This is a genomic window from Bacteroides sp. 3_1_13 (assembly GCF_001185845.1).
Taxonomy (GTDB): Bacteria; Bacteroidota; Bacteroidia; order Bacteroidales; family Bacteroidaceae; genus Bacteroides; species Bacteroides xylanisolvens.
In genome coordinates this window covers 1,712,462-1,730,367 of the sequence record NZ_KQ236955.1, presented here as the reverse complement: position 1 = coordinate 1,730,367, position 17,906 = coordinate 1,712,462, and the positions used below count along the sequence as shown (strand labels likewise).

Genomic DNA, 17,906 nt, shown 5'->3' with positions numbered 1-17,906 from the left:
TTTATAATTATACATTCAGTAACCATAAGGGATTACCATCCCGGATTCTGCGGGAATTCAGCATACAGATACACGTCATTATCCAATAAGGGGAACCAGTAATGCTTCGTTCCAAATACCCGTTTCAAAATAGTCTCCTCACGGAAGTTTCTCACTTCTGCCTCTGCCGGATCATTATTCTTATAAAAGTCTTCATTCTCTACACGTTCGAATTCTTGTGAAGTCTTAATAGTATAGGGCTCTTCGGTCAGCAGCAACCAACGCTGCAAATCGTTAAAGCGGAAACCTTCAAAAGACAACTCGACAGCACGTTCACGACGAACTTCATCCATAAATTTCTGGGAATTGGAAATATATTCCGGACAAAGAGTACCTTTTTCATCACCCGGTTCCCCTCCACCAACAGGGCCTACTCCTGCACGTTTACGCAAAGTATTGATCGCATCTTCAGCCGTTTTACCAAAATTCGTAGATTTACCTGCAGCACCGTCTACTGCCGCACAAGCCTCAGCATACATCAGATAAATATCCGCCAAACGCATGTAAGGTAAATATGTATGCAGGTTACCCGACCAATTATAGAGTCCGTCATATTTATTAGCCTGATGCGGTACTAATTTCTGGATGAAATAGCCGGTACGGCTAGCATTGGCCACGGCTCTCATAGCTCCGCCCGTATACAGAGTGCAATAGCGCAAGAATTCCTTGTCTGCTTCAGGAATAGCTGCATTGACATAATGGAATCCGTCAAAAACTATGTCATGATAAAAACGGGCATCACGATTTCTAAATGGAAAATTCTTTCTAAAACCGGATTTTGTTTCATCTTCACTCAATGGCAAACCGTTCTCCATACCATATAAATTCACATAGTTGGCAGTAGGTTGGTGGATGATATTATCATGTTCAACCAAACCATAAATTTTAGGTCCCCACAACTTGGTCATATTCCAGTTACTACCGTTGAAGTCTTCGGACGGACCACGGAAAATAGCTTCTGTAGTACCCGGCATTTTCCAGTTCTGACCAGTAGTATAGAATATTTCAGAATAACTATTAGAAGCAGATGCCGATTTGGTATGATTATAAATATCACTATAATCAAACTGCGCCAATGCATATTGCGTCTGCCCGCTTTCGACAAGTGTCAGTAACTCTCCGAATGCCTCTGCTGCTTTTTTTGCATATTCTGTATTGTAATTGTAAGTATTGCTTCCACCTAGCTGCGCACCATGTTCCATCAGAGGACTGGCAGCCCAAAGATAATTCTTGCCCAGATAGCCTAATGCCATAATCTTGTTGATACGCAAATCATTCTTACCCGCGGTTTGTTTGCCAACAGTTGTGTTATCCCAATTAATAGGAAGCAAATCCGCTGCCATACGGAAATCGACTGCTGCTTTATCTGCACATTCCTGATAACTCAGACGTGGCAAAGACATTTTCTCTGTAGCAGATAAGACTGTATCAATATAAGGCAAGCCACCAAAATATTGCATCATTTCAAAGTGCCACCATGCGCGGAAAAAATAAAGCTGACCGGCAATCAGTTTTTTCTCCTCATCCGTAGCTTCCGTTAACCTTTCTAGATTAGCGATACCGATGTTAGCCTTACGTATACAATACCATGCATGTGGCCACAGTGAATGTTTAAACTTAGCATTGCCGTCACTGTTCGGATGATAAGTAGCCGTAGGATCACTGCCGGTACGATAGAGCCAGCATTGATTATTGGTAGACCATGCACGGAAGTTACCCAAATCGACCTGATGCGTCATGTGGCTGTCACCTTCCGGGTTGAATATTTCATCATCTCCCCAGTTCCAGGAAGTAGTATAATTGTTCTTCTCCTTATCAGGAATACAGTTGTATATTTCCTCGATAAACCCCTGAAAATTCCTAAAGTTCTTAAATGCTTCTTCTTCAGATACAGTAGAGTCAGCTTCCTTGTCTAGATAGTCCTCACAAGATGAAAATCCCAACGAGAAGAGCAATAAGCTACCGCATAAAAGAGTTCTATATATTTTTCTCATAGTACTTTGATTATAATGTAAATTTAACACCTAAGTTGAAACGTTTCACCGTAGGATACGCCCCTTGATTACCCGAACCTGCAAAATTCGATTCACGGTCGTCCGGCATCTTAGACCATACCCATAAGTTGTTTCCATTTAAGTAAATCTTCAAATTTTTCACCCCGAGTTTTCGCACCCATCCATCTGTAAAGGTATAGGCTATCTCTGCATTTTTCAGACGAATATAAGAACCGTCATAATAGTATTGCGTACCATTACTGTAACCGCTCACCTTTGACAACCAGCGCGGAGTTACAACATCGGCCGCATCGCCAGCCTCAGACCACCAGCTACCCTGGTCATACACCGTATTCATCTGACTGCCAAAACTGGTCAACTGAACGACACGAGTCACATTGTTTACACCATAGAACTGAACAAAAGCACTAAATCCCTTCCACTCAAAGCCAAGAGTAGCATTATATGTATTCTGTGGAGTATCAGAGTAACCGTAAGGAGCTTGGTCCTTGCTGTCGACGACACCATCCCCATTGAAATCGACAATATAATAGTCTCCGGGAAGACGTTGTGAATTGTTTGTATCATGCTGCGGGCTACCAATCACATCGTCATAAGAATTCAAATATCCATTATCAATATATGCCTTATTCTGACCAATGGCATAACCAGCCACCTTTTGATACCCAGCCAACAATGGAGCATCGTCTTTTTCAAGTATCTTATTTTCCGCATGGGTCATGCTCATATTAGCCCAAACGCGCATCTTATTGGAAAATGTCTTGTTGATACGAAGTTCCAACTCATAACCTTTGGTTCTAACCTTACCTAAGTTAGCAGTAACTGCTGTAGTACCAAAATAAGAAGGAATAGCCCGATCGCTTCCACCCACCAGAATATCAGTACGTTTATCACGAAAGACTTCCACGCTACCTGCAAACAAACCATCCAAAAAAGAGTAATCAATACCAAAATTCAATTTCTTTACTTTCTCCCAATGCACATCAGAATTACCTACTGCTGATTCACGATACCAAGTATATGGACTTTCACCACGATCTACATCCAAAGACGAGGTTCCGCCGTAAGCCCATTGGTTCATATACAACCAACGTGTTTTTACATTATCATCACCGATTTCACCATAAGAAGCACGAATTTTCAACATATCCAAAATTCTGCGTTCTTTCAAGAATTTCATAAACGGTTCTTCACTAACCATCCATCCGATAGCACCGGAATTAAAGAATGCAAAACGATTTTCTTTGCTGAACTTCTCGGAACCATTATAAGCACCATTATATTCAATAAAATACCTATCCGCCCAATTATAAGTAGTACGGAATGCCCAGTCTTCACGATAGTGAGGAATTTCACTTCCTGTAGCCGTTTCTTGACGACTGAACAATCCCATAAGGGTAACATTATGCTTTCCAAAACTACGGGCCCAATTTAACTGTGCCTGATAATTAAGGTTACGCTGTGTCGCCCAATTCTTGACTTCACCACCTTCCGTATTCCACATTACACCCTGCATAAAATCAAAACCTGTATTGTTGTCATACGACTTTTTATAACTGACCTCCCCTGTATCCGGATTAATCCATTTATGTTGTGCGTCGTTATATAGGTCATTGATACCGCGCTTCCATTCTACAAAAGTATTATCCCAAGAAACCATAGCCCTTGCACTCAATCCTTTCGTTATAAAGCTCAAATCCTGTTCCAATGCAAAGTCAGTTGTTATCTGTGTAGTAGTGGTAGTCATCGTACCTCCCAATGAAACATTTTCTGCAGAATTGGTAACATTCGAAATATTCGGATAATATCCCCATGAACCATCCGAATATTTTGGAAGAAATACATCCGGAGCAATATTATACGCCCCCGCCCACTGCTGGGCAATCGACCAGTCGGCCGAGCTATCATAATTGGAATTATTATAAGGAGTTTTCTTGTATCCATTAGAGCCCGCTACATTAACCTTAAAAACAGTACTCTTGGTTATCTGAAAATCCAGATTACTACGTACATTAATTCTGTCATATCCATAACCGGAATTATAATCACGCCCATTATCAAATACATCGAACAAGTCCCCCTCATGCACATAATCGACAGAAGCGAAATATTTTACAAACCGAGTTCCACCGCTGACATTCACATTTGCATTGTAGGACATCGCATAGTCTTTGAACAATACATCCTGCCAGTCCACATTCGGATAGCGTTCCGCTTCTTCCAAATTTGCCGGATTACGATACTTATTAATTATTGACTGCGGCTTTATGTACGACCATGAATCCGGATACAAGCTCAACTCATGCTCAATAGCCATATTGCGTGCCATCAAAGCATCATAAGAATCCAACTTGTTAGGAAGCTTGGAAGGTATCTTCATCGTGGCATTGGCTGCTATGTTTATTTGGGCAGCTCCCTCAGTTCCGCGTTTAGTCGTTACCAAAATGACACCATTTGCACCTTTCACACCATAAACAGCAGTTGCAGAAGCATCCTTCAAGACAGAAATAGATTGTACAGAAGCAATATCCACACTGCTCATCGGACGTTCTATGCCATCCACCAGTACCAACGGGTCACTATTATTCCATGAACTAGTCCCACGTATTGTGATTTTCGGTTCTTCTTCACCTGGCATACCGGAACTTTGAGTCGTTATAACCCCCGGCAGGTTACCGGTTAACGCCGCACCAATATCAGAAATACCAGCCGCCCGTTCCAAAACTTTTCCAGTGGTCTGCGTGATAGCACCTACCACACTCGCTTTCTTCTGTTGTCCGTAACCTACAACTACTACTTCTTCCAGTTGTTTAGTATCATCTTCCAACACCACTTTAAAAAGACCTTTGGAAACCACTTTTACCTCCTGTGGTTTCATTCCTACATACGAAACAATAAGGGTAGACTTCTCATTGGGTACGGTCAATACAAAATTTCCATCTATATCTGAAATCGTACCTATTGAATTATTACCCTTTAAAACTACTGAGGCTCCAATGATTGTCTCACCATTACTGTCAAGAACCGTTCCCCTCACCGTTATCCCTTTCTGTGCTGATGCTGTTACAAAACTAAACAACATAAGGAGAAACAAGTAAGGAATCTTTTGAATTTTCTTCGTTACATTTTTCATTACCATTAGTTTAAGATGTTAATTAACTACATTGTTTTCTAATCATCATTCTTTTTTTAAGTGCGTTAGCCATCATTATAAATATCACCCATAATTACTAGCATTATATTTATATAAAAAAAATAATTATTTGCAAGTAGCGTATAATCCAATTGTAGTACCGGTAAATCCACCAGCCGTTGTAGTAGAGAGATAACTGGGGGCTACATCTTTACAAAGCAGTTTCCAGCTTTTTTCACCATCAATAGAATAATAGAAATCGTAACCAATTCCTTGAGATACTAATTTCAAATATACTTCATTTGTATCTGCGTCTATTTCATCTGAAGCCAATGTCTGTTCCTTTTCACCGATTTGTTTCAGAGAAATATTTTTATTCTCACCCACTTTATTCAAGCAGAAGAAATATTGATGCGTCTCATCTTTAAACAATAACATTCCGGCTGTTTCCTTATCGTTAGAAGGATTGAACAACATACGGGTAGCACATTCAAATTTATGATGTTGTAACCGACGAGAAACAAATGCCGGAGTTTTCTTTTCCGTAGCGCTAATATCTGCACACTTCAAGGTCAGGTATCCGGGTGTTTCCGTCAATGAATATAAATCGGAAGCAGAAGCTCTTAAAGTCATCCATGGCATATCAAGTACAGGAGAATCAAAGTTCTCTATTAACTCGAAATTACCATAAGTAACTGTCGTATCGCGTTTCGCACCTTCACGTTTTACAATCATAGGTACTAAATCATCTCCTTGTGTCATGTACGGGAATCCGTCTTCACTCCATTTCACCGGCATCATAAATGTTTCACGTCCCAAATTCTCAAACTGATTATTAATAGGGCGACAAGCCAGAAAAACAGCCCACCAATCTCCCTCTTTTGTTTGAATCAAGTCTGCATGACCAGCACAGGTTACCGAATTAGGACGGTCAGAATTCAAATGTCTTTGCGTCAGAATCGGATTGTTTTTCCATGGAAGAAACTTACCCATCGGAGAATCACCACGGAAAATCACTTCCGAATGCCAGTTTCCCGTTCCACCTTCGGCGGACATCAAGAAGTACTTTCCATTTATCTTATATAAATGAGGACCTTCTATCCAAATTGGTTTGTCTGCCGGTTGAGCTCCTTTGTTTACAAGAATTTTACGGGAACCGATCGTCTTATCTGTTTTCACATCAAACTCTTGTATGCGTATAGTACGGTGTCCGCTATATTCAGGTTTATTATCCGGAGCCTCATCATTATTAACAATATATGCCTTACCATCTTCATCAAAAAAGAAAGAAGGATCAATACCTCCGACCTCCGGCAACATGATGGGTTCCGACCATTCACCAAACGGGTCTTGCGTCTTAACAAAGAAATTTCCGGCTCCGACATTGGTTGTTACCATATAATATGTCTTGTTATACGGATTATAAGAAATAGCCGGAGCAAAAATACCGCCACTCACTTTCTGTCCTTCCATATTCACTAATTGCGAAGCACGGTTCAACACATGCCCTATCTGTTTCCAATTCACCAAGTCTTTGCTGTGAAAAATAGGAACACCGGGAAAATAAGTGAATGTAGATGTTACTAGGAAATAATCACCTTCTCCATTTGTACAAACACTAGGATCAGAATACCATCCCGGCAAAATAGGATTATAGAAATAGTCTTCACCAGACAGAGGATTGGAAATATAAAAATCATCATTTCCCTTATAAGAAAAATAATCAAAGAGGGCCACAGATTTTCCAATAGCCGGTAATTGTTGTTCTTTCTTTGAGCTACATGACATCATTGTTATCCCCAGCATAAATATGGAGAGCCAGACGATTGACATTAATTGTATTACCTGTGTATTCTTCATAATACTTCTTATTTTCTTTATAATCAAATATGAATTACTGATCTTTTCTGCAAAGATATGCCAGTTCATAAAACTACAAACATAATTATGTTACGGGCTTCTTTTCCTAAATAACATCTTCATTTTCAATGTTACATCTATCTTTCCCCTTGTAGCACGTCCAAACAATTACACTGATTATAAGCACATTACAATCTTATTTTTTTTGAATAAAAGCTATTCAAATTCCCAATAATCCAGATTGAAAAGTTTGTTTCCTTTCTCTCCTTTAAAGCAGAAATAAAGATCATGTACACCCTTTGCATTCTTTATCCGGCATGACATCTGTTTATATATATCCAGTCCTCCTGTCGGTGATATACTGACACTACCTATTACCGGCCCTTCAGTGCTATCCAGACGAATTTCTATCATTCCGCCTTTTTCAACACAAGCTGCGCTTACACTGAATTTCTTTGCTCCTTTCTTGCCAAAGTCGACACCACGCACACACAGATATTCATTATTATCGATATCGGTTATATACAAACCACCATTCTTATGATTTTCAGCTTTAAGACCATATCCCCAAGCCATCGTTTCAGCTTCCACTCTACGGTAAGGATTAAAGTTTTCAATCTGTTCCAGTTTCGTCTCCTGCCAATAAGGAACTTCCTGAATAGTTCCATCCGGATTATAATGCATTTTTGCAACAGACGTGGAACGACGTTCCTTATGATCCAATGTTTCCAAATGAAGCAAATCATAATTTAGGCCAAATACATAAGAGCTACCTTTATAATCGATAATTCCAGGATGATTTCCTCTACTCCGCTCTGTTGGACGCATAATATATCCTTTTGTACTCCATGGTCCGGTAGCTTTGTCGCTCATGGCATAGCCAATCCCTTCCGGACAACAAGTTGAAGCGAAAGCCATGTAATAATGCCCGTTCCGTTTATACACCCACGGACCTTCCTGATAATGCTCCGGTTTATTTTCCACTTGTACAATTTCCCCCGAATATGAAATCATATCCTCATTCAGTTTCACATAATAAACATTCGGATTGCCCCAATACATATACGCTTGTCCGTCATCATCAATAAATACGGTCGGGTCAATGTCGTACCAATGCTCCTTCTGCCAAACCAACGGTTTGTTCAAAGGGTCTTTAAAAGGGCCATAAGGAGAGTCGGAGACCAATACGCCAATACCATTACCGTGAATCGGGCAATACATATAAAATTTGCCATTACGTTCGATGACTTGTTCTGCCCAAGCACCGTTATCACGTTTCACCCAATCAAAACTCTTCAGAGAAGCGACAGCTCCATGATCGGTCCAATTCACCATATCGGTGGAAGTATAAAGTAACCAGTCCAACATTTTGAATCCTTCGGCATCATCCTCATCATGAGTTGTATAAAGGAAAACGGTATCATTATATACCATCGGAGCCGGATCAGCGGTATATTTTGTTTGGATAATAGGATTTTGTGCCACTCCCGAAGTGGCGGCAGTCATTGCCAACAGGAGTAATACACCCCAAAAATTCAAGTTTTTCATATTCTATCAGTTTAAACAGTTATTTGGTTATTAATACTCCACCATTGCAAGGAATAGTCAATTGCAATTCTTGTTTCTTTCCTATTCCTATTTGTTTCACACCGCCCTGCAATACCTTATCATCACTAAAAAGTCTCACCTTTTCTCCATTAGAGAACATCGGCAAATTAACTTTAAGTTGCAGTGTTTCCTTCTGCGCATTTACTCCGGCAATATACCATTTGTCTCCATGACGACGGGCAAGAATAACGTATTTACCAGGATAACCGTCAATGAAACGTACCTCATCCCAAGTCGTTGGAACCTCTTTCATAAAATCAATAGCCCATGCAGGAGCATCGGTCAGATTATTCGGTGCCAAAGCAAAATGCTGTACCGGACTCTGAAATAGAACCGCCGTAGCCAGTGCGTAGACATCTGATGTCACCCGCCGGCTTCCCCGTGGAGCATTATCCGCATTATAATATTTGTTCAATGCACTACCTCCAAAATCCATGCTACCCACAGTATTACGAATAAACGGGTGCAAGGTAGCATTAAAGGCCTCATTATCACAACTGCCTTGAGAGAAATGAAGATTTTCACTAGCCAATACAGCCTCACTCGATGCGAAGTTAGGATACATACGTTCCCAGCCACGAGGCAAAGTACATCCATGGAAAATAACTAAAAGACCGTACTCGTTTGCATCCGACAAGATATCCTCATACAACTGCATAGTCATTTGCTTGTCACCTCCGAAAAAGTCAACTTTTATTCCACGAATACCAATGCTTTGCATCCATTTCATCTCCTTACGTCTGGCTATCGCATTATCCATTATACCTCTCGGAGTTTGCGGAGCATCATTCCAATACCCATTCGAATTATACCACAAATAAAGAGCTACCCCTTTGTCCTTCCCATATTTAGCCAATTCTTCAATTTTATCACGTCCTATTTGTTTATCCCACAGGGCATCCACCAACACAGATTGATACCCCATTGCTGCCGAAAAATCAATATACCGGAGTTGCTCTTTATAATTAGTACTTCCATCCATACCGATAATCCAGCTCCATGAACCCCGTCCATACGTATACTCTCCTTTTGCCGGATAAAGCGGTTTTACAACATCAAAAGGAACCGTTGTCTCCACTATTGGAGCCAAAGTCTTGCCCACAGTAATAGTACGCCAAGGCGTCTCGCCCGGTAATGCTATCCCCAGAGAAACCGTACCATTCCCATTTGCTTCACCTTCTTGCGGAAATCCGATTGTATACGTTCCTCCTTTGTGTCCCAACAGACGGCTCGCACAATATCCACCATTTACTCCCGTTTCGGAAACAAGTGTCCAACCATTATCTCCATTACGGAATAAACAGGGAAATGTGTATCCTTCTCCCCAGCCATTTTTCCCTGCGACATCATCTGCCGTATAAGACGTCTCATAACTTGGAGAAGTACGGGCAAATCCCCCCATCGGTTTACTTTGCGGACAAAGGAAAGTGGTGGTTCCGTCAGGAAATACAAATCCTGTGACTTCTTGCTTTACCACGCAACTTAGTGTCTCACCTTGCGGATACATCTTATATTTAAAAGCAACATCGTTATTACTTATGCGGAATATAACATCATAAATTGTTTTCCCTTGTTGTGTAAACGAAAATACAGCTTCATTTGCCACATAATGTACCTTGCTCTTTTTAATAGAAGCCAACTCGTATGTTTCATCTATTTTATTTGTTGAAACATTCTTTTCCAGCGACATCCCCGATGAAAAATCTCCAATATTTGCAATAATCCCCAATGGAGATGGCTTCAAAAAAAGAACATTGTCATAACTAACAGAATAAGAAGGTCCTCCATCCATATCTGCGACTGTTACTACCAACTTTCCATCAGGACTTGTTATCTGTTTATTTTCTGCACTTGCAACGCTACTACCCAATAGCATAGCCATCACTATAAAAAACTTCATCATATTTCTACTTTTTAGATTCTTTTCTACTGACATAATCACACATTCTATTACAATCAAAACTTTACAGAAATCGCTTTCCCATTATAATCGATGTTTTTTTGAGTCCCATCCTGAAGAGTTACAGTAAACTTACGGTTCTTCAACATTCCCTCATACGCACCTTTTCTTGCCCCTATCGTCAATTTACGAGATGCATTATTCCAAGAGATTGGAATTTCCGTATAAGCTCCTTTTTCATAATTGTAATTATCAAATTCATCTTCATATAAAATGAAGTTTCCATTCGCACCCGCATACACCTTCAATTCAAGATGATCCCACGGTTTTTCAGTTGCATACTGAACTTGTGGACCGACAGGAATAATACTACCCGCTTTTACATACAATGGAATAACATCCAGTGTAGTCTCTTTGGTAATTTCCTTTCCGCCTTCATGTTTCTCGTTCGTCCAGAAGTCATACCATAGCGTTCCTGCCGGTAAGTATATGTTAGTAGATTTCGTTTCCATGAAATCCACAGCAGCGTCAGTTTTTGTTTTTTTCGCTCCATCTCTGTTCCATCCTTCTTCTTCGGAGACTTTTACCACAGCTTCCGGTGTATATTGTGCATGAGCAATCGGAGCCACAAGGATCGATTTTCCAAACATATATTCGTCATTGATATCCCACACCTTTCTGTCATCTACAAAATCCATCATCAAAGCGCGCATAAAACTCGATTGACGATTGCTCACCTCCCAAGAAGTAGAATAAATATAAGGCAACAGAGAGTAACGTAAACCTATCATCTTCTCGATAGCATCATATACAGGTTCGCCCTTCTTTCCGAACTTATAGATTTCCCTATAAACATCCGTCCCGTGCGAACGCATCATCGGATTGAACGTCCCAAACTGCAACCAACGCACATAAAGCTCCTGATACAATGGATTTTTTGAAGCACTATCATCATTCCAGCTTTTATTATAATGTCCTGCAAAAAAGCCACCAATATCACTATTCCAGTGAGGCATACCACACAAAGAAAAGTTTAATCCGGCAGGAATCTGATTTCTAAAACTCTCCCATGTGGAAGCGACATCACCACTCCATACATTTGCACCATAACGTTGCTGCCCCAAGAATCCCGAACGGGTTAAAATAAACACCCGTTTGTCCGAAGTCACTGCACGCTGATGGTCGTAAACCCCTCCGACAGTCATCAACGGATAAGCATTGCGCACCCTACGGAACGAGCCCAGATAGGTTTTGGTATCCATATCCTCCGGCTTCCAATCCAAATGATCGGGTTCGGTAGAATCCATCCACCAGGCATCCATTCCCAACTTAAAAATTCCATCATTCAGATATTTCCAATAAATGTCACGCGCTTCGGGATTGTAAGCATCATACACTCTTACACCGGAAGGATATTCCATATTGGGGGGCCATGACTCCAACCCCGATTGCGGCCAGGTAGTGAAATTAAACAACATACCTTTTTTGTCCAATTCTCTATAAGGTTTGGTCATCGGTCCGAATGACGACCAGATAGATATAGCCATGTGTGCGTTCATCGCATGGACATCCTCCATCATCTTTTGAGGATTATTGAAAGTCGGATTCTGAAAATCCATCGCATTCCACAAATAGTTATGCCCCCAATATTGCCAATCCTGAATAATGCCATCCAAAGGAATACCCAATTCACGATATTTACGAACAACGTCTACCACTTCCTCCTGGCTTTTATATCTTTCTTTACTTTGCCAGTAACCATAAGTCCATAAAGGAAACATCGGCGCTTGCCCGGTCAGGTTGCGTACCTGTGCTATAACACCGTCGGCATTTTTCCCATACATGAAGTAATAATCCACACAGTCACCTACTTCAGAACGGAAAGATGTTTCAACTTCGTTATCCGTAAAAAGAGTCGGCGAATAGTTATCCCAAAACACACCATATCCTTTGGTGGACTGGAAGAAAGGTGACACATCTTCAACGTTACCCTGTAGCAGATTTTTAGTCATGTTCCGCTGAATCATCTTTCCATTTTGCAATTGTCCCAAACCATAAATGGCTTCTTCCTTATCTAATACAAAAGGTTGATAAACCTGATAAGTTTTTGTCCCGGCATCATCGAAATCGATAAACTGCATACCGGATTTCTCTGCCAATAATACTTTGCCATCCTTTGAGAAATAAGAAACAATTCCCGTCCCGGTGTCCACACTGACACTTAGTTCACTGGTATTCAATACAATCTTATTATCTTTTATATCAGCTTTGAAACTTACCTTTTCAGGTTTTGCAATTACAGAAAGACTCTCTTTTTCATAGGCAACACCTTCCGGAGACTTTATTATCCTCGCCACAGCAGGCGCAAAAAATTGTACTTCTATATCCACTGCATTCACTGTGGTCTTGATACCCGACGATGTTTTCTGATAATTTTGTGCGAATAAAACATTTGTACTGAAGCATAAACATATACCCCAAAATAGATGATGTATTTTCATAATTATAGAATAATAAGGTTTCTAATTAATTACCAACAGATGTTGCATACAGTCCAATCATTGCTCCTGTAAAGCCACCAGCCTCATTAGTAGAAAGAATATCGCCGGAAACGGTTCCTCCTAAATTCATAAATACCTTTCCATCAATCGAATAATTAAAACGATAATCATCTCCATTGGCTGTTACTTGCAGTGTCACAGGTTTCTCTGTTTCTATTTTCATCTCACCCAGGACACTCGCTTGTCCTTTTTCGGTTCTTTGCAGCATCAGGTAATAGTCTTTTCCCTTTTTAGTGATACCGAAAACATAGTGATATCTTTCATTTTGATAACATGTTATACCGGCAAAATCTTTCTCATTTTTCGGTTTGTACTCCATGGTTGCTGCCGCGGTAAATTGATTATGCTGCTGACGGTAGAACAAAGTAGAAGTAGGTTTCACTTCATTGATATTTGAGGTAAAGGGGACGATCCGCAATCCTTTATCGGTCATATCAACGAATTCTTCACGAGGACCTCTAAGACCAATCCATCTAAAATCTAATGTCTTATCGGAGAAATCATCCTTAAAAACAAAGTTGCCACTAGGCAAATAACCGTTTTTCCCTGTTTGGTTCTCTACTCCCGAAGGCATCTTCAATGTAGGTTTCATAGGAATAAGCCCATTCTCGAAAACGGGAAATGTTCCGCTCCAGTCCACCGGAAGAATAAAAGTTTCGCGTCCGGTATTCACTCTGTTCTTCTCATTGGGGCGTATTCCTAAAAATACACCATAATATTTTCCGTCGGGTCCCTCCACTAAGTCTGCATGACCAGCCCAGTCTACTTTATCCGTCCGGTTTGCAGGAAAATAACGTTGAGTTAAAATAGGATTATTATTTGCCGGAAGATAAGGTCCTTTCGGATGATCACTTACAAAAATGACTTCGCTATGCCAACCTCCGGTTCCTCCTTCGGCACACATTAAGTAATAACGTCCATCTTTCTTATAGATATGAGGAGCCTCAATCCATATCGGCTTTTCTTCTATATTGACGCCACCGTTTACTATGATCCGGTCCGTTCCCGGAACCACTTTATCATTCTCCACATCATAATCCCATATTTTTATGACACGGTGTCCCGAGTAACGTTCTTCTCCCTGAGCAGGAGCATCATTATGTACCACGTATGCCTTGCCATTATCATCAAAGAAAAGAGAAGGATCAATGCCTTCAAATTGAAGTTTGATCGGATCACTCCAGCCATTCTCCGGATTCTTTGTCTTTACCACCATATTTCCAAAGCCACCGGAAAATTGAGTGGTTATCATATAAAACGTATCATTATTGGGATTATATCTTATAGCAGGAGCATATACACCTGCACTAATACCGCAATCTTCAACCTTTAATTGTGACGTTCTGTCCAGCACATGACCGATTTGTTTCCAGTTGACCAGATCATTAGAATGGAAAATAGGCACCCCGGGAAACATAGCAAAAGATGAGCACACTAAATAATAATCATTACCTTTCCGCGTTATACTCGGATCGGGATAGCAACCCTGCAAAATAGGATTATAGAACTCACCCGGCTTTAAAGGATTGTTTTGATAAATAGCATCCTCCCCCTGATAAATAAATTGCGTAAAGACAGGAGCATTTTTTGTTATTTTACCCTTGCCACTCACCTCCATATTAAAAAACAACATAATAAATACGACAAGACCCACGGATTGCCAGCCCGACAAAATCAATTTTAATGTTCTCATATTATCACTTTTTATTTTCTATAATTTTCTGTTCCATAGTAGTGTTTGCAAATGTATCGATTCGGTTTTATCATATATGTACAATCATGATACAGGCATCTATATACAGGTTACATTTATCACAGACATGTAACATGATTCTTTTCTGATGTAACAAAAAGCCTCAAAACAGAAAAATGGTAAGATAAATAACTACATTACCTATTATTTCAGCACTTTTATTTCCCATCATATAAAATGCTGAATATCAAGAATTAGCAAATATTCATTTTCCTTTAAAGGAAAGCCCCCGTTGGTTTAAAAGAAACGGGGGCTTGGTTTAAAAGAAACGACCCGTTCCTTTTAAAGGAACAAGGTCGTTCTTTCTTTATTCATTCAATAAATAAATCCGGATTGTCTATCTGTAAAAATAAACAAAATTCCAAAGCGGTATTACTGTACGTTCATTACAATCGTTTTCAACTTATTTCTATCAGAAGTTCCTCCATACAGTAATTCATAAGTACCTTCCAACGGACGCATCGTATTCGACTCTACATCAAACCATTCAAAGTTCTCACCGGTAAGAGGAATAGCTACTGATTCAGTTTTCCCTGCCGGAATATGAACGCGTTTGAAAGCACGCAAGGTATAACGGGGACCTTCCTTATCACCCGGACGTCTCAAATAAACCTGAACCACCTCTTCTCCATCACGTTGCCCGACATTGCTTACCGGAATAGTCAATACTACATTTTCACCTTTGGCGATTGTATTCTTGCTCAATTTAGCTTCTCCATAAGCAAAGTCAGTATAACTCAACCCATGACCGAATGGGAAAAGTGGTTGCTGTTGCATATATCGATAGGTACGCCCCTTCATGGAATAGTCTTCAAAGTCCGGCAATTGATTCACATCCTTATAGAAAGTGACCGGCAGGCGTCCACCGGGATTATACTCTCCCCAAAGAGCATCAACGATAGCTGTACCACCCGCCTGTCCCGGATACCATGCCTGCAGAATCGCTTCACAAGTAGTCGTTTCGGGCACTAGTCCGATAGCTGAACCGGAATAATTGATAAAGACAACCTTTTTACCAGCCTTCTTCAAAGCTTTCAACAAATCACGTTGAGCGTCCGGAAGTTCAATATCCGTACGGTCACCACCCTTAAATCCGGGAACTTCTACCGGCATTTCCTCACCTTCCAGACTTGGGGAAATTCCACCAGCAAAAAGAATCACATCAGCATCCATTACTCTCTTCACTGCGAAGTTCAAGTCGATCCCGACCTCTTTGCCCAAATCAAAATCAAGTGTAGCCCTTTCATTCCGTTGTTTGAATAAAATCTCGATATGATACTCTTTTCCAGCCTTCGCCTGTAACGTATAGAGGTTCGTCGGATTCTTAACATATATTTTCTGGGCCACTTGCTCACCATTTATAATAAGAGTCACTTCACCATCCAGTTGGAAACGGAAAGCAACATCACCGGACTGCGAAGGACGAAAGACAGATTCATAACGAGCCGAGAAATTAGTTATTTCCACACCGGGCGCAAATGTAGTAGCCCCTGTTGTCGCAAAATGGAACGGAGTGGAAATCTGATCGGTAGCAACCACTTCCCCTTCACGATCACGATTATTCCAATATTCTGCCAAGAAACCGGGTTTACCATTTATGCTACATTCATCAAACAGGCTTTGGAGTGTCTTTCCATCCACACGGTCACAACCCGGTTCGTATATGATTTGTCCTTCCGGTAGTTTGGCACGGACAGCTTCCAATAAGGTAACCGTATGTGCCGGAATACCGTTATAATTTCCCCACTGCATCACGGAGTCATTGGCATTAGGTCCCATAACGGCTATTTTCAGATGGGTATTCAGAGGCAGGATGTTGTTTTTATTCTGCAAGAGCACCAATGATTCACGAGCCATACGCAAAGCCAATGCCTGATGTTCCTTACTATTCAACACAGAGGTTGGAATTTCCGCCCAAGCCGGTTGTTCGTCCATTTCTCCCAGTTCAAAACGTGCCGTCAACAAACGTTTCAATGAAATATCTATTTCTTTTTCGTCAATCAGACCGGCTTTTACAGCATCCGCCAGTGAAGCATATTCACTTCCACATTCAAGGTCTGTGCCTGTCCGCACAGCAGCGGCCGAGGCGTGTTCCTTATCCGGGTGAGTCCCATGCGTTCCCGGTCTATAGAAATCGGAGATCGCTCCACAGTCAGAGACTACAATGCCTTTGTATCCCCATTCATCCCGCAATATTTGCATCAACAGGCGATTGCTGCCACAACAAGGCTCTCCCTCAAAACGATTGTAGGCACACATCACTTCCTTTACATGCGCTTTCTGTACCAAATCTTTAAAAGCAGGCAGATAGGTTTCCCATAAATCCCGGGGATCTATATTCTCCGCATCAAAACTATGCCGGTTCCACTCCGGTCCTGAATGAACGGCAAAGTGCTTGGCACATGCGTGCAGCTTATCATACCCGGCATCTTCCGGTCCTTGCAAACCACGGACTACAGCCATTCCCATTTGTCCTGTCAGATAAGGGTCTTCACCATAAGTTTCCTGACCGCGTCCCCAACGAGGGTCACGGAATATATTGACATTCGGTGTCCAGAATGTTAATCCCTGATAGCGTTTCAGCACGCCGCTTTCACCGAAAATACGCGATTTTACGCGAGCCTCATCGGAAGTGGCATTGAACACTTCATATAATAATGAATCATTAAAAGAAGCTCCCATACCGATAGACTGGGGAAAAACAGTAGCCAATCCGGCACGTCCCACACCGTGCAACGCCTCATTCCACCACTCATATTCTTTAATTCCCAGTCGAGGGATAGCAGGTGACGCATTTTGCATTAATGATACTTTTTCTTCCAAAGTCAACCGGGGCAACAAATCCTCCGCCCGTTGTTCCGCCGTTAAAGAAGTGTCCTGGTAAGGCAGCAATTGCTTACATGCCGAAAACGATAACACCAAACAAACACCCATAATCGGTATCCAACCTCTTTTCATAATATTATACTTATTAGTTATGATTAATTTGGAAACAAAAATAGCCTATTTTCCAATAAAACAATGTTTCATTGGTTAC

Annotated in this window: 8 protein-coding genes; all 8 read right to left on the bottom strand. The window is 41.0% G+C overall.

The features are described from left to right. Positions 1–32: 32 nt before the first annotated feature. On the bottom strand, positions 33–2,033 hold the full coding sequence (locus HMPREF9009_RS06160) for a RagB/SusD family nutrient uptake outer membrane protein (RefSeq protein WP_004324534.1): 2,001 nt from the start codon (positions 2,031–2,033) through the stop codon (positions 33–35). 10 nt (positions 2,034–2,043) lie between these two features. Further along, positions 2,044–5,193: a SusC/RagA family TonB-linked outer membrane protein gene (locus HMPREF9009_RS06155; RefSeq protein ID WP_008024353.1), complete on the bottom strand. Its 3,150-nt coding sequence runs from the start codon at positions 5,191–5,193 to the stop codon at positions 2,044–2,046. A 120-nt stretch (positions 5,194–5,313) separates the two neighbouring features. Then, positions 5,314–7,047: a glycoside hydrolase family 43 protein gene (locus HMPREF9009_RS06150; protein WP_049702278.1), complete on the bottom strand. Its 1,734-nt coding sequence runs from the start codon at positions 7,045–7,047 to the stop codon at positions 5,314–5,316. A 216-nt stretch (positions 7,048–7,263) separates the two neighbouring features. Beyond that, a complete protein-coding gene (locus HMPREF9009_RS06145) occupies positions 7,264–8,595 on the bottom strand; it encodes a glycoside hydrolase family 43 protein (protein ID WP_083444150.1) in 1,332 nt (443 codons plus the stop codon). A gap of 19 nt (positions 8,596–8,614) precedes the next feature. Beyond that, positions 8,615–10,591, bottom strand: coding sequence for a glycoside hydrolase family 97 protein (locus HMPREF9009_RS06140; protein WP_049701720.1), 1,977 nt, complete (start codon positions 10,589–10,591; stop codon positions 8,615–8,617). A gap of 20 nt (positions 10,592–10,611) precedes the next feature. Then, complete coding sequence (locus tag HMPREF9009_RS06135; protein WP_049701719.1) at positions 10,612–13,056, bottom strand: glycoside hydrolase family 31 protein; 2,445 nt, start codon at positions 13,054–13,056, stop codon at positions 10,612–10,614. A gap of 25 nt (positions 13,057–13,081) precedes the next feature. Next, positions 13,082–14,809 (bottom strand): glycoside hydrolase family 43 protein, encoded by a 1,728-nt coding sequence (locus HMPREF9009_RS06130; RefSeq protein WP_049701718.1) that lies wholly within the window; start codon positions 14,807–14,809, stop codon positions 13,082–13,084. Positions 14,810–15,241: 432 nt separating this feature from the next. After that, on the bottom strand, positions 15,242–17,827 hold the full coding sequence (xyl3A, locus tag HMPREF9009_RS06125) for a xylan 1,4-beta-xylosidase (protein ID WP_049701717.1): 2,586 nt from the start codon (positions 17,825–17,827) through the stop codon (positions 15,242–15,244). Between the last annotated feature and the right edge of the window lie 79 nt (positions 17,828–17,906).